This is a genomic window from Burkholderia sp. Bp8984, assembly GCF_003853755.1.
Taxonomy (GTDB): Bacteria; Pseudomonadota; Gammaproteobacteria; order Burkholderiales; family Burkholderiaceae; genus Burkholderia.
The window spans coordinates 57,086-71,281 of record NZ_QTQN01000030.1; the positions used below are offsets into that span (position 1 = coordinate 57,086).

Consider the following 14,196-nt stretch of genomic DNA (forward strand, 5'->3'; position numbering starts at 1 on the left):
AGGAGTTAGAAGATGGCAGCTAAAGACGTCGTATTCGGCGATTCCGCCCGTTCGAAGATGGTCGAAGGCGTGAACATTCTCGCCAACGCAGTCAAGGTCACGCTGGGTCCGAAGGGCCGCAACGTCGTGCTCGAGCGCAGCTTCGGCGGCCCGACGGTCACCAAGGACGGTGTGTCGGTCGCGAAGGAAATCGAGCTGAAGGACAAGCTCCAGAACATGGGCGCGCAAATGGTCAAGGAAGTGGCTTCCAAGACCAGCGACAACGCAGGCGACGGCACGACGACGGCAACCGTCCTCGCGCAATCGATCGTTCGCGAAGGCATGAAGTACGTCGCATCGGGCATGAACCCGATGGACCTGAAGCGCGGCATCGACAAGGCAGTCGCAGCGGCTGTCGAAGAGCTGAAGAAGATCAGCAAGCCGTGCACGACGAACAAGGAAATCGCACAGGTCGGCTCGATCTCGGCGAACAGCGACACGTCGATCGGCGATCGCATCGCTGAAGCGATGGACAAGGTCGGCAAGGAAGGCGTGATCACCGTCGAAGACGGCAAGTCGCTGGCTGACGAACTCGACGTCGTCGAAGGCATGCAGTTCGACCGCGGCTACCTGTCGCCGTACTTCATCAACAACCCGGACAAGCAAGTCGCCGTCCTCGACAACCCGTTCGTGCTGCTGCACGACAAGAAGGTGTCGAACATCCGTGATCTGCTGCCGGTGCTCGAGCAAGTCGCGAAGGCTGGCCGTCCGCTGCTGATCATCGCAGAAGACGTCGAAGGCGAAGCGCTCGCAACGCTGGTCGTCAACAACATCCGCGGCATCCTGAAGACCGTTGCGGTCAAGGCGCCGGGCTTCGGCGATCGTCGCAAGGCGATGCTGGAAGACATCGCGATCCTGACGGGCGGTCAAGTCGTCGCGGAAGAAACCGGCCTGACGCTCGAGAAGGCAACGCTGGCAGAACTGGGCCAGGCGAAGCGCATCGAAGTGGGCAAGGAAAACACGACGATCATCGACGGCGCAGGCGAAGCCGTGAACATCGAAGCGCGCGTCAAGCAAGTTCGCACGCAAATCGAAGAAGCGACGTCGGACTACGACCGTGAAAAGCTGCAAGAGCGCGTGGCCAAGCTGGCCGGCGGCGTGGCAGTGATCAAGGTCGGTGCCGCGACCGAAGTCGAAATGAAGGAAAAGAAGGCACGTGTCGAAGACGCACTGCACGCAACGCGCGCAGCTGTGGAAGAAGGCATCGTGGCAGGCGGCGGCGTTGCGCTGATCCGCGCTCGCACCGCGATCGCAGGCCTGACCGGCGCGAACGCCGACCAGAACGCCGGCATCAAGATCGTGCTGCGCGCAATGGAAGAGCCGCTGCGCCAGATCGTCACGAACGGCGGCGAAGAAGCGAGCGTCGTGGTGGCGGCAGTGGCTGCAGGCACGGGCAACTACGGCTACAACGCAGCAACGGGCGAGTACGTCGACATGGTTGAAGCCGGCGTCGTCGACCCGACCAAGGTCACGCGCACCGCACTGCAGAACGCAGCTTCGGTTGCTGGCCTGCTGCTGACGACGGACGCAGCTGTCGCAGAACTGCCGAAGGAAGACGCACCGATGCCGGGCGGCATGCCGGGCGGCATGGGCGGCATGGGCATGGACATGTAATCGACTTCGGTCGATGGTGTCCGGGGCGCGCAGCGATGCGCGTTCCAGCCAAAGAAAAAGACCCGCAGCGATGCGGGTCTTTTTTTATGTGCGCGCAAAAAGGGGCGGACATTCGGGGGCGGACCTGCCGCCCCCGCGCGAGGGTGAGCCGCGTGCAACGGCGGCGCGGGGCCGCCGTGCGGGTTCAATGCCGGGCGATCCGCGGGGAGGTTTTGCTGCTTTCCGTCACCGGGCGTCCGCCTTCCTCATCGTTGCTGCGGGCCCAGAAGAACCGGTCGGGCAGGTACGCGCCCATGCCGGGCCGGAACGCGTCGCGCACGGCCTGGTACAGGTATTCCTGCGCCTCGCGCACCGCCTCGGGCGGCTCCTGGCCATTCGCGAGCAGGGCCGCGATCGCCGCGCCGAGCGTATCGGTGATGCCCATCAACCGGTGCGGCGAACGATCCCACATGTCTTCGCGAAGCTGGCCTTCCTCGCCGTACAGCGTGTTGACGAGCCGGTGCGAGCCCGTCTCCGACGACAGGATGTACTCGCAGCCCTGCGACAGCAGGTGCGACACGGCCGCGTCGAGATTCGGCGCCTCGGCATCGCCGTCCGGCTGCGCGAGCGCGATCAGCGTCGCGTGGTCGGCGACCAGCAGCGTCGTCTGCGGCGCGAGCAGGTCGGCGATCGATTCGCGCAGGTCGTCGGCGGCGAGCACGTGCTCGTCGTCGAGCGTGAAGTCCGGCGCGAGCACGAGCGGCACGCCGTCGTAGTCGGCGACCACTTCGGCGATCGCGCTCACGACTTCCGCGCGCGTCGCCGCGCCGATCTTGAACGCGGCGACCGGCATGTCCTCGAGCAGCATGCGCGCCTGGGCGGCGACGACATCGGGATCGAGACCGGTCACTTCGTCGCAGGCGGCCGAGTCGCGCACGGTATAGCCCGTCAGGACGGACACGCCGTGGCAGCCCATGCTCGCCAGTGTCATCAGATCGGCTTGGAGGCCGGAGCCGCCGGTGGGATCGGACAGGCCGAAGGTGAGGACGATCGGAGGGGCGTTGCTGGACATGTAAAAATGGGGCAAGAAAAAAACGGGGAAGCGACGGAACTGCGGACGGCGAGGCGAAGTGGGCGTTTGGGCCCTGTGTTGCCCGGCAGGCCGCACTTTCCAGCCATTATGCGGCGGAATCCGGCCCGCACGACGGATTTTTTAGCGCAGCGCAACGTAGTCGCCGTACTCCAGCGCGATTGCTAGGCAGTCCGGCCCCGACACGGTACCATCATGGCTCCCGAATTTACCGACTTTTCCCGACGCGGCTTAAGATGGAATACAAGAGCTGGATGTGCCTGATTTGTGGCTGGATTTATGACGAAGAAGCCGGGCTGCCCGAAGAGGGCATCGCCCCGGGCACGCGCTGGGAAGACGTCCCGATCAACTGGACGTGCCCCGAATGCGGCGCTCGCAAGGAAGACTTCGAGATGGTCCAGATCTGACCGGACCCTTGGCCAACGGACACCCGGCTGCGGCCTCGCGGTTGCCCGGTGCTTGCGCGCCGAGGCCGGCGCGAGCGACTTGACGATGACAGGCGCGCGTGTCCATGACGGCCGATCCGGCGAACGTTCCCCACCCTGACGCATTACCCAACCCGCGCGGCGGGGCCGTGCGCGCGGCCGACGCGTGGCTCGCGGCGGCCGCCGACGCATTCGAGCGTCGCGACGACGCGGCCGCGCCGCTGTCGGCCGCCGCCGCCGTGCTGGCGGAGGCCGGCTGGCTGCCGGCCGCCCGATTCGCGGGGCAACTCGCCGCCGCGGCGCCGCTCGTCGCCGCCGAACCGGCTTGCGCCGCCTGGCGCCTCGCGTTGCGCGATTTCAGCGCGGCGGTCGGGCGCCACAATCTGCGCGAGCTGGCCTGCTCGCCCGTCCTGTTCGACCATTTCCGTGCGCTGCGCGCGCAAGGCTCGGCCGACCTGCACGCGAGCGTGGCGCTCGACGCGCTGGCACTCGTCGGGCGCGCGACGCCGCCGGCGACGCTGCGCGCGTTGCCCGACGCATTCGCGAGCCGCGCGCGGGCCCGTTACGAGCAGGCGCTGCTCGGCGTGCTGCGCGCGCCGCACGGCACGCCGGACGCGGCGCTCGACGAGCTCGACACGACCCTGACCGCGCTGGCCGACGACGCGCCGTACGACTTCTGGCGGCTCGCCGCCGCGTGCCTGCGCGCGCTGCGCGCGAGCGCCGCACCCGAACTGAAGCGTTTCCTCGCACGGACCAACCTGCTGCTCGGCGAGCACGCGCAGGGCAGGCGCCGCGCGCCGCCGGCGCTCGTGCGCGAGACGGTTGCGTTGCTGTGGCGCGATTTCGCGCTGTTCGGCGCGGCCGCGGAAGACGTCGCGCTCGTCGACGTGCTGCACGACTATGGGCTGACCGTGGACTGGCACGTCGCCGGCACGCCCGCGTCCGAGGCGCTGTGGGAAGCCGGCGCGGCGCAGGCCGAGCATGAGGCGGTCGCGGCGGCGCCCACCCGCATGCTCGGCGTCGTGACCGTCAATGCGCATGCGTATGAGGATTTCCTGCAGACGGCCGACGCGTCGATGACCGATCTGGCCGTCGATGCGGCCACCGCCGATGCGGGGGCCGCATGGCGCGCGTCCGCGGCCGCCTACCGGGTCGGTACGGCCGCATGCGCGCTCGGGCTCGGTCACGCGGCGCTGCTGGCCGACACGCTCGGGCTCGCGTGGCGCCGTGCCGCACACGGCCTGCCGCTCGCCGACGGCGGGCTCGACGCGCACGGCCGGGCATCCGACCTGCTGCGCGGCGCGCTGCTGAAGATCGCGGCGGGGGTGGCGCCGCCGGACCTGACCGCGGCGTCCGAGGCGCTCGGCGCGGCGCTTGCCCGGAGCTGACGCGCAACGGGGCGCGACCGCGGCGGCAGCCCTTGCCACGCGGGCCGGCAACACGCTGCCGACAGCGCCCGCGCGCGTGTTAGAGTGCCGTGTGATCCGCGCGCGTCGTTGCCAGCGTCGTGCGGCGTTGCTTGTTGATCGCGGCCCGGTCAGGCCGCGGCGTCTTTGCTAAAATTCAAACCATGTCAAAGCCTTCCGATCGCATCAATCTCACCAACCAGTTCCTGATCGCCATGCCGAACATGGCGGATCCGACGTTTTCAGGAACGGTGGTCTATCTTTGCGATCACAGCGAGCGCGGTGCGCTCGGCCTCGTCATCAATCGGCCCACCGACATCGACCTCGAATCGCTGTTCAGCCGCATCGACCTGAAGCTCGACATCGAGCCGCTGCTGCACATTCCCGTGTACTTCGGCGGCCCGGTCCAGACCGAGCGCGGCTTCGTGCTGCACGAGCCGGTCGAGGGCGCGAACTACAACTCGTCCATGTCGGTCGAGGGCGGGCTCGAGATGACGACGTCGAAGGACGTGCTCGAGGCGGTCGCGACGGGCACCGGCCCGAAGCGCTTCCTGCTGACGCTCGGCCATGCCGGCTGGGGCGCCGGGCAGCTCGAGGAAGAAATTTCGCGCAACGGCTGGCTGACGGTCGCCGCCGATCCGCGCATCGTGTTCGACACGCCGGCCGAGGAGCGTTTCGAAGCCGCACTTGGCCTGCTCGGCGTCAGCTCGTCGATGCTGTCCGGCGAAGCAGGGCACGCATGAGCGGCGCGAGCGCGCGCGATGCGACGCTCCTGGCGTTCGATTACGGCGAGAAGCGGATCGGCGTCGCGATCGGCAATGCGCTGACGCGCTCGGCCCGCGCCCTCGTCGTGATTCCCAACCTGAACCGCGAGCACCGCTTCAAGGCGGTCGGCGAACTGCTGGCCGAATGGCGGCCGGACGCGCTCGTCGTCGGCCTGCCGATGCATCCGGACGGCACGCCGCACGACATGACGCAGCAGGCGAAGCGTTTCGGCAACCAGCTGAACGGCCGCTTCGGGCTGCCCGTCACGTGGGTCGACGAACGCTATTCGTCGGTCGAGGCCGAGGCCGGGCTGCGCGAGCGCAACGTGCGCGGGCGCGCACGCGCCGAGATGCTCGATGCCGAGGCCGCGCGCGTGATCCTTCAACAGTATCTCGATCAATTGTCCGACCATGAGCACCATTGATGCCGACGCGCTCTACCGCGTCCTGCTCGACCAGATCCGCGACGCGTACGGCACGGCCTTCGCCGAGCCGGGCGGCCCGCGGCTCGCCGGCATTCACAGCGGCGGCGCCTGGCTCGCCGAGCGCCTCGCGCGCGATCTCGGCGCGCCGGGGTTCGGTGTCGTGAACGTCGCGCTGCACCGCGACGACTACGCGAAGAAGGGGCTGCACAGCCAGGCGAGCCCCACGTCTCTGCCGTTCGAGGTCGACGGCGCGCGCATCGTGCTCGTCGACGACGTGCTGTACACCGGCCGCACCATGCGCGCCGCGCTCAACGAACTGTTCGACTACGGCCGTCCGGCCGCGGTCGAGCTTGCGGTGCTCGCCGATCGCGGCGGCCGCGAACTGCCGGTCGCCGCGCGTTTCGTGGGCGGCACCGTCGACGTGCCGGCCGATGCGACGCTCGTGCTCGCGCGCGACGAAGCCGCGCAGCTCACGCTGCGCATCGAGGCGCACGGCGCCTGAGCGAACCGCGCAACCGTATCCCGGGCCGCCGGTTCGTACCGCGGCCCGTTTGCATAGTTGGAATCACGCACACCATGACCACCGACACCACTGGCCGCACCGGCAATCCCGCCGCGGCCGCGAGCCCCGAGCGGTTCCGCTACGGTTTCCTGAAGGGCAACCCGCAGCTCACGAAAAACGGCGAGTTGAAACACCTGCTGTCGATCGAGGGCCTGCCGCGCTCGATCGTCAACCACATCCTCGACACGGCCGAGCAGTTCGTCAGCGTGACGGACCGCGAGGTGAAGAAGGTGCCGCTCCTGCGCGGCAAGTCGGTGTTCAACCTGTTCTTCGAGAACTCGACGCGCACGCGCACGACCTTCGAGATCGCCGCGACGCGCCTGTCGGCCGACGTGCTGAACCTGAACATCAACGCGTCGTCGACGAGCAAGGGCGAGTCGCTGCTCGACACGATCAATAACCTGTCGGCGATGCATGCCGACCTGTTCGTTGTGCGCCATGCGTCGAGCGGCGCGCCGTACCTGATCGCCGAGCACTGCGCGCCGCACGTGCACGTGATCAACGCGGGCGACGGCCGTCATGCGCACCCGACGCAGGGCCTGCTCGACATGTACACGATCCGTCACTACAAGCGCGACTTCACGAAGCTGCGCGTGGCGATCGTCGGCGACATCCTGCATTCGCGCGTTGCGCGCTCGGACATCCACGCGCTCACCACGCTCGGCGTGCCGGAAGTGCGCGCGATCGGCCCGCGCACGCTGCTGCCGGGCGGCCTCGAGCAGATGGGCGTGAAGGTGTTCCACAACCTCGACGAAGGCCTGAAGGGCGTCGACGTGATCATCATGCTGCGCCTGCAGAACGAGCGGATGAGCGGCGCGCTGCTGCCGTCCGCGCAGGAATACTTCAAGACCTGGGGCCTGACGCCCGAGCGTCTCGCGCTCGCCGCGCCCGACGCGATCGTGATGCACCCGGGCCCGATGAACCGCGGCGTCGAGATCGACTCGCAGGTCGCCGACGGTCCGCAGTCGGTGATCCTCAACCAGGTCACGTTCGGCATCGCCGTGCGGATGGCGGTGATGGGCATCGTCGCCGGCAACAGCGACTGAGCCCGCTTTCGCGCATCCTTATTCACGCAATCAACGCATTTACAGACAGCGCATGAAGATTCATATCAAAGGCGGCACGCTGATCGACCCGGTCGCCGGCACCGAGCGGCAGGCCGACGTATTCGTCGCGGACGGCAAGATCGCCGCGCTCGCGGCAGCAGGTGCGGCGCCGGCCGGTTTCGACGCGGACAAGACGATCGACGCGTCGGGCCTGATCGTCGCGCCCGGTCTCGTCGACCTGTGCGCGCGGCTGCGCGAGCCCGGCTACGAGCACAAGGCGACGCTCGCGTCCGAGATGGCCGCGGCCGTCGCGGGCGGCGTGACGACCCTCGTGTGCCCGCCGGACACCGACCCCGTGCTCGACGAGCCGGGCCTCGTCGAGATGCTCAAGTTCCGTGCCCGCAACCTGCACCAGGCGAACGTCCATCCGCTCGGCGCGCTCACCGTCGGCCTCAAGGGCGAAGTGATCACCGAGATGGTCGCGCTGACCGAATCGGGCTGCGTCGGCTTCACGCATGCGAACGTGCCGGTGCGCGACACGCAGGTGCTGCTGCGCGCGCTGCAATACGCGAGCACCTACGGCTACACGACGTGGCTGCGTCCGCTCGACGCGTTCATCGGCCGTGGCGGCGTCGCCGCGAGCGGCGCGCTCGCGTCGCGGCTCGGGCTGTCCGGCGTGCCGGTCGCGGCCGAGACGATCGCGCTGCACACGATCTTCGAACTGATGCGCGTGACGGGCGCGCGCGTGCACCTTGCGCGCCTGTCGTCCGCGGCCGGCCTTGCGCTCGTGCGCGCGGCGAAGGCCGAGGGGCTGCCTGTGACGTGCGACGTCGGCGTGAATCACCTGCACCTGATCGACGTCGACATCGGCTACTTCGATTCGCAGTTCCGGCTGGACCCGCCGCTGCGCGGCGAGCGCGATCGCGAAGCGATCCGCGCGGCGCTCGCCGACGGCACGATCGATGCGATCTGCTCCGATCACACGCCGGTCGACGACGACGAGAAGCTGCTGCCGTTCGCCGAAGCGACGCCGGGCGCGACGGGGCTCGAACTGCTGCTGTCGCTCACGGTGAAGTGGGCCGATGAAACGAACACGCCGCTCGCGCAGGCGCTGCGCCGTATCACGGCCGCGCCGGCCGACGTGCTGCAGTTGCCGGCAGGCCGCCTGGCCGAAGGCGGCGCGGCCGACTTGTGCGTGTTCGACCCGCGCGCGCACTGGCGCGTCGAGCCGCGCGTGCTGAAGAGCCAGGGCCACAACTCGCCGTTCCTTGGCTACGAACTGCCGGCCTGCGTGCGTGCGACGCTCGTGGCGGGGCAGGTCGCGTTCGAGCGTCACTGAACCCAGCCGGATCTTCGCCATGACCGCTCTTCGCAAGCTGCGTCTCGTCTTTCACCTGCTGCGCGGCATGGCGATCGTCGCGCTGCGCTTTTCGCATGTCACGCCCGCGCGCCGCGCCGAAATGACGCGCCGCTGGTCGCTCAAGATGCTGCGGATCTGCGGGATGCGCCTCGTCGTCCACAACGACGGCGCGCGGCTCGACGCGAGCGCGCTCGTGGTCGGCAATCACGTTTCGTGGCTCGACATCTACGCGATCAACGCATGGCGGCCGACGCCGTTCGTGTCGAAGGCCGAGGTGCGGCAGTGGCCGGTCGTCGGCTGGCTCGCCGAGAAGCTCGATACCGTGTTCCTGCAGCGCGAGAAGCGTACCGAGGCGATGCGGATCATGCACGAGATGGCCGAGCGCCTGCGCGGCGGCGGGCTGATGTGCGTGTTTCCGGAAGGCACCACGTCGGACGGGCTGGCGCTGCTGCCGTTCCATGCGAACCTGTTCCAGGCCGCGGTGTCGGCCGGCTGCGCGGTGCAGCCGGTCTGCCTGATGTACGAGGACGCGCAGCGGCGGCAGTCGGTCGCGCCGGCCTATACGGGCGAACTGTCGCTCGGGACGTCGCTCGACATGGTGTTGCGCGGCGGCCCGCTCGTTGCGCATCTCTACGTGTGCGAGCCGATCGCGCCGGGCGGTGATCGGCGCACGACGTCGGCGGCGGCGCGCGATGCGATCGCGGCCGCGCTGGCGGCGTTGCAGGAGAAGGTCGGCAAGCCGTCGGCCGAGTCGCTCGCGGTGCTGCAGAAGCATGCGTATCCGGCGACCGAGCTCGGCGGCGGTGCGGCGGGCGATGCGGCGGCCGAGGAGCCGGTGCCGGGGCGGGAGGGGTGAGGTTTCATTCCGCCCGCGCGCCGCGCGTGCGGGTCATTCGCCGCTCGGCGCGCGGCACGCCTCGCACTGCACCTGCGTGACCGTACGCTGCGCCGGGTCGGCCGTCAGCCGCACGGCCGACAATTGATTTCCCCATACGCACCCCGAATCGAGCGCGACCACGTTGTCGCGCAGCATCAGGCCGAGCGCGGCCCAGTGACCGAACACGACCGTTACGTTTTCGGTGCGGCGCGCCGGTACGTCGAACCACGGCAGGTAGCCCGGTGGCGCGCTGTCGGGGCCGCCGTTCGCCTTGAATTCCATCGCGCCATCGGGCGTGCAGAACCGCAAGCGCGTGAATGCGTTGAATGCGACGCGCATCCGGTCGCGTTTTTTCAGGTTCGGACTCCATTGATTCGGTTCGTTGCCGTACAGGCCTTGAAGCGTGTCGCGCCAGTCGGGGGCGCGCAGTGCGCGCTGGAGTTCGTCCGCGAGTTCGAGCGCGAGCGATGTGTCCCATTGCGGCAGTACGCCCGCGTGCACGAGCAGCATGTCGTTTTCGAAGTGCGCGAACGGGCGGTGGCGGACCCAGTCCAGCAGCGCGTCGGCGTCGGGGTCGTTGAGGATTTCGCCGATCGTGTCGCCCGGGCGTTCGGTGCGAATGCCGGCTGACACCGCGAGCAGATGGAGGTCGTGGTTGCCGAGCACGACGGTCGCGCGCGGGCCGAGGTCGACCAGCGCGCGCAGCGCGGCGAGGGAGTCGGGCCCGCGGTTGACGATGTCGCCGGCGATCCAGAGCGGGGTGTCGGCGGGAGCTGAAAGCTTTTCGGACAGCGACTGGAAAGCTGAATGACAGCCTTGGATGTCGCCGATGGCGATGGGGGTGCGGGTCATGAGGGAGTGAACGTGACGGATTTCGGATGGGGCAGGAAAATAATCCTGATGATGGGCTCGTGCATGAAAATTCATCTCCATTTTTCCCTTCGCATGGTCTGGAATCCTAGACTCACCACGGGAGCGAAGTGCTGTATCAAGTTGTTAGCGGCATGGCTTTTGCACCGGGCGGCTCCCTATAATTGTCGTTTTCCCGAACAAAATTAGCATTTCATGACTTTGGCGGCCATGTCGACCGGTTAAAATTCCCGGTCTGACGTGGCGACCATGGCCACTTGCTTCGAATTTGATGCGGCGGCGCTTGCGGGCGCGCGCCGCGCACTACTAACGAGGGAACCTCATGATTCTGGTTACGGGCGGCGCGGGCTTTATCGGTGCCAATTTCGTACTTGACTGGCTCCGTGACTCTGACGAGACCGTGCTCAACGTCGACAAGCTGACGTATGCGGGCAATCTGCGGACACTGCAATCGCTGGACGGAAATCCGAAGCATGTGTTCGCACGCGTCGATATTTGCGATCGTACCGCGCTCGACGCACTGTTCGCCGAGCACAAGCCGCGCGCGGTCCTGCATTTCGCAGCCGAAAGCCACGTCGACCGCTCGATCCACGGCCCGGCCGATTTCGTGCAGACCAACGTCGTCGGCACGTTCACGCTGCTGGAGGCGACCCGTCAATACTGGAACGGCCTGAACGACGCCGACAAGGCGGCATTCCGGTTCCTGCACGTGTCGACCGACGAGGTGTTCGGCTCGCTGTCCGCAACCGATCCGCAATTCTCCGAGACGACGCCGTACGCGCCCAACAGCCCGTATTCCGCGACGAAGGCCGGTTCGGACCACCTAGTGCGCGCGTACCATCATACGTACGGCCTGCCGACGCTGACGACGAACTGTTCGAACAACTACGGCCCGTACCAGTTCCCCGAGAAGCTGATTCCGCTGATGATTGCGAATGCGCTCGCGGGCAAACCGCTGCCGGTGTATGGTGACGGCCAGAACGTGCGTGACTGGCTGTATGTCGGCGATCATTGCAGCGCGATCCGTGAAGTGCTTGCGCGCGGCGTGCCCGGCGAGACGTACAACGTCGGTGGCTGGAACGAGAAGAAGAATCTCGAGGTCGTGCATACGCTGTGCGACCTGCTCGACAAGGCACGCCCGAAGGCGGCCGGTTCGTATCGCGACCAGATCACCTACGTGACGGATCGCCCGGGCCACGATCGCCGCTATGCGATCGATGCGCGCAAGCTCGAGCGCGAGCTTGGCTGGAAGCCGGCGGAAACGTTTGAGACAGGCTTGGCGAAGACGGTCGACTGGTATCTCGACAACCAGGTGTGGGTCGATGAAGTTGCATCGGGCGAGTATCGCAAGTGGGTCGAAACCAATTATGCGAAACGCGCTTGAGGAGACACGCGATGGCACGTAAAGGCATCATTCTCGCGGGCGGTTCGGGCACGCGGCTGTATCCGATCACGCACGTCGTCTCGAAGCAGCTGCTGCCGGTGTACGACAAGCCGATGATCTATTACCCGCTGTCGACGCTGATGGTCGCCGGTATCCGCGATGTCCTGATCATCTCGACGCCGCAGGATACGCCGCGCTTCGAGTCGATGCTCGGCGACGGCAGCCAGTGGGGGATGAATATCCAATACGCAGTGCAGCCGTCGCCTGACGGCCTGGCGCAGGCGTTCGTCATCGGCAAGGAATTCGTCGGCAACGATCCGTCGGCGCTGATTCTCGGCGACAACATCTTCTACGGCCACGATCTCGCGAAGCAGCTTGAGCGTGCGCACGCGCAGGAAGCCGGCGCGACGGTGTTCGCGTATCACGTGCACGATCCGGAGCGTTATGGTGTCGTCGAGTTCGACAAGTCGTTCCGCGCGCTGTCGATCGAAGAGAAGCCGGCGCAGCCGCGTTCGAACTATGCGGTGACCGGCCTGTATTTCTACGACAACCGCGTGTGCGACATCGCAGCCGACATCGAGCCGTCGCCGCGCGGCGAGCTCGAAATCACCGACATCAATTCCCGCTATCTCAAGGACGGCGCGCTCAATGTCGAGATCATGGGGCGCGGTTATGCGTGGCTCGATACCGGTACGCATGATTCGCTGATCGAGGCGGCGACGTTCATCGCGACGCTGCAGAAGCGTCAAGGGCTGGTCGTCGCATGCCCGGAGGAAATCGCGTACCGCCGTCATTGGATCGACGCCGAGCAGGTGCTGAAGCTGGCACAGCCGCTCGCCAAGAACGGATACGGGCAGTACCTGAAGAACATTCTCACGGATCAAGTCGCATGGCCATCCAAGTAACGGCAACGGCGCTGCCGGAAGTCAAGATCATCGAGCCGAAGGTATTCGGCGACGCGCGCGGGTATTTCTACGAGAGCTTCAACGGGCATGAGTTCGCCGAGCTCGTCGAAACCGGTATCGAGTTCGTGCAGGACAACCATTCGCGCTCGGCTAAGGGCGTGCTGCGCGGGTTGCATTATCAGATCCAGCACGCTCAGGGCAAGTTGGTGCGCGTGGTGGAGGGCGAGGTGTTCGACGTCGCAGTCGACATTCGCAAGAGCTCGCCGAACTTCGGCAAGTGGGTCGGTGTGACGCTGTCGGCGGACAATCATCGCCAGCTGTGGGTGCCGCCCGGCTTCGCGCATGGTTTTGTCGTGCTGTCGGATGCGGCACAGTTCCTCTACAAGACGACCGACTACTGGTTCCCCGAACACGAGCGCAGCATTGTGTGGAGCGATCCCGAAATCGGCATCCAGTGGCCGATCGATTTCGAGCCACTGCTCGCTGCGAAGGATGCGGCGGGCAAGCGGTTGGGCGAAGCCGAGGTGTACGAATGAAGATCGTCGTAACGGGTGCCAACGGGCAAGTAGGCTGGGAGTTGTCCCGCAGCCTGTCGGTCCTAGGACAGGTTGTTCCACTGATGCGTCAAGATGCGGACCTCGCGCGCCCGGACACGCTCTCGCGCGCCATCGACAAGTTGATGCCGGATGTGGTTGTCAACGCTGCCGCCTATACCGCAGTCGATGCGGCGGAAACGGACATCGAGACGGCGAACGTGATCAATGCGGAGGCGGTCGGTGAACTGGCCAGCGCAACCAAGCGTATCGGCGGATTGTTTGTCCACTATTCGACCGATTACGTCTTCGACGGAACCAAAACGTCCCCGTATATCGAATCGGACGCTACCTGTCCTGTAAATGCCTACGGCGCAAGTAAGCTGGGCGGAGAACTGGCAGTCGAGCAGGCGGGTGGAGACTGGCTTACCTTTCGCACAACTTGGGTTTTTGCGGCGCGTGGCAAGAATTTTCTTCGAACCATGCTTCGTCTTGCGAAGGAGCGGGAGGAATTGAGCGTGGTTGCCGATCAGTTCGGCGCGCCGACTTGGGCACGCTCGATTGCCGACGGTACTGCGCATGCATTGGCCGCTGCCATTCGCGAACGCAAGGCTGGATCATTTGAATCGGGCCTCTATCACATGACGTCCGCAGGTCGGGCTTCATGGCATGACTTTGCCGAGGCTGTTTTTGAGTCGTGGCGTTCACTGCCGGGCGCGTCGCCGCTTGCAGTGAAAACGGTCATGCCGATTCCGTCGAGCGCTTACCCAGTGCCGGCGAAGCGTCCGGCCAACTCGGTGCTGTCGAACGATGCGCTGAGCGCACGCTTTGGCATCGAGCTTCCCGACTGGAGATACGCAGTCGATCTGTGCGTAAGAGATCTGTTCTTCAAATGAAGCAAGAGAGCCCAACCTGTT

At 66.6% G+C, this 14,196-nt stretch carries 15 protein-coding genes; 13 read left to right on the forward strand and 2 right to left on the reverse strand.

Annotated features, from left to right (window positions below; all coding sequences use genetic code 11):
- Nucleotides 1–12 precede the first annotated feature (12 nt).
- Nucleotides 13–1,653, forward strand: a complete 1,641-nt coding sequence (gene groL, locus DID98_RS26430) for a chaperonin GroEL (protein ID WP_044846298.1) — start codon at nt 13–15, stop codon at nt 1,651–1,653.
- A gap of 184 nt (nt 1,654–1,837) precedes the next feature.
- Here the strand turns inward: groL and DID98_RS26435 are convergent, their stop codons facing one another.
- Nucleotides 1,838–2,704: a hydroxymethylpyrimidine/phosphomethylpyrimidine kinase gene (locus DID98_RS26435; RefSeq protein ID WP_044846297.1), complete on the reverse strand. Its 867-nt coding sequence runs from the start codon at nt 2,702–2,704 to the stop codon at nt 1,838–1,840.
- A gap of 254 nt (nt 2,705–2,958) precedes the next feature.
- Between DID98_RS26435 and DID98_RS26440 the strand changes: the two genes are divergently transcribed.
- The 8 genes from DID98_RS26440 (at nt 2,959) to DID98_RS26475 (ending at nt 9,566) form a co-directional block, all read left to right on the forward strand.
- Nucleotides 2,959–3,129 carry a rubredoxin gene (locus DID98_RS26440; protein WP_004186709.1) on the forward strand — a complete coding sequence of 57 codons (171 nt, stop codon included), beginning with the start codon at nt 2,959–2,961 and terminating at the stop codon, nt 3,127–3,129.
- A gap of 104 nt (nt 3,130–3,233) precedes the next feature.
- Nucleotides 3,234–4,535, forward strand: a complete 1,302-nt coding sequence (locus DID98_RS26445; RefSeq protein ID WP_124571680.1) for a hypothetical protein — start codon at nt 3,234–3,236, stop codon at nt 4,533–4,535.
- Between the two features lie 182 nt (nt 4,536–4,717).
- Nucleotides 4,718–5,296: a YqgE/AlgH family protein gene (locus tag DID98_RS26450; protein ID WP_044846295.1), complete on the forward strand. Its 579-nt coding sequence runs from the start codon at nt 4,718–4,720 to the stop codon at nt 5,294–5,296.
- Nucleotides 5,293–5,742, forward strand: coding sequence for a Holliday junction resolvase RuvX (gene ruvX / locus DID98_RS26455; RefSeq protein ID WP_059820149.1), 450 nt, complete (start codon nt 5,293–5,295; stop codon nt 5,740–5,742). The genes DID98_RS26450 and ruvX overlap by 4 nt, the downstream gene beginning before the upstream one ends.
- The gene (pyrR, locus tag DID98_RS26460) at nt 5,729–6,244 is read left to right on the forward strand and encodes a bifunctional pyr operon transcriptional regulator/uracil phosphoribosyltransferase PyrR (protein WP_124571681.1); all 516 of its coding nucleotides are present in this window, start codon (nt 5,729–5,731) and stop codon (nt 6,242–6,244) included. The genes ruvX and pyrR overlap by 14 nt, the downstream gene beginning before the upstream one ends.
- A gap of 74 nt (nt 6,245–6,318) precedes the next feature.
- On the forward strand, nt 6,319–7,350 hold the full coding sequence (locus tag DID98_RS26465) for an aspartate carbamoyltransferase catalytic subunit (RefSeq protein ID WP_044846292.1): 1,032 nt from the start codon (nt 6,319–6,321) through the stop codon (nt 7,348–7,350).
- 52 nt (nt 7,351–7,402) lie between these two features.
- Nucleotides 7,403–8,689, forward strand: coding sequence for a dihydroorotase (locus DID98_RS26470; protein ID WP_124571682.1), 1,287 nt, complete (start codon nt 7,403–7,405; stop codon nt 8,687–8,689).
- Between the two features lie 19 nt (nt 8,690–8,708).
- Nucleotides 8,709–9,566 carry a 1-acyl-sn-glycerol-3-phosphate acyltransferase gene (locus DID98_RS26475; RefSeq protein ID WP_124571683.1) on the forward strand — a complete coding sequence of 286 codons (858 nt, stop codon included), beginning with the start codon at nt 8,709–8,711 and terminating at the stop codon, nt 9,564–9,566.
- Between the two features lie 33 nt (nt 9,567–9,599).
- Here DID98_RS26475 and DID98_RS26480 read toward each other — a convergent pair whose 3' ends face one another.
- A complete protein-coding gene (locus tag DID98_RS26480) occupies nt 9,600–10,439 on the reverse strand; it encodes a symmetrical bis(5'-nucleosyl)-tetraphosphatase (protein WP_124571684.1) in 840 nt (279 codons plus the stop codon).
- A 340-nt stretch (nt 10,440–10,779) separates the two neighbouring features.
- Here DID98_RS26480 and rfbB point away from each other — a divergent pair, with 340 nt between their 5' ends.
- The 4 genes from rfbB to rfbD are packed head-to-tail and all read left to right on the forward strand — an operon-like array spanning nt 10,780 to nt 14,175.
- Entirely contained in the window at nt 10,780–11,841 is a 1,062-nt protein-coding gene (gene rfbB / locus DID98_RS26485; protein ID WP_124522840.1) for a dTDP-glucose 4,6-dehydratase, read from the forward strand.
- A gap of 11 nt (nt 11,842–11,852) precedes the next feature.
- Nucleotides 11,853–12,746, forward strand: coding sequence for a glucose-1-phosphate thymidylyltransferase RfbA (gene rfbA / locus DID98_RS26490; RefSeq protein ID WP_124522841.1), 894 nt, complete (start codon nt 11,853–11,855; stop codon nt 12,744–12,746).
- Nucleotides 12,731–13,282, forward strand: a complete 552-nt coding sequence (gene rfbC / locus DID98_RS26495) for a dTDP-4-dehydrorhamnose 3,5-epimerase (protein ID WP_124571685.1) — start codon at nt 12,731–12,733, stop codon at nt 13,280–13,282. Before rfbA ends, rfbC begins: the two co-directional genes overlap by 16 nt.
- On the forward strand, nt 13,279–14,175 hold the full coding sequence (gene rfbD / locus DID98_RS26500) for a dTDP-4-dehydrorhamnose reductase (RefSeq protein ID WP_124571686.1): 897 nt from the start codon (nt 13,279–13,281) through the stop codon (nt 14,173–14,175). Before rfbC ends, rfbD begins: the two co-directional genes overlap by 4 nt.
- Nucleotides 14,176–14,196 lie beyond the last annotated feature (21 nt).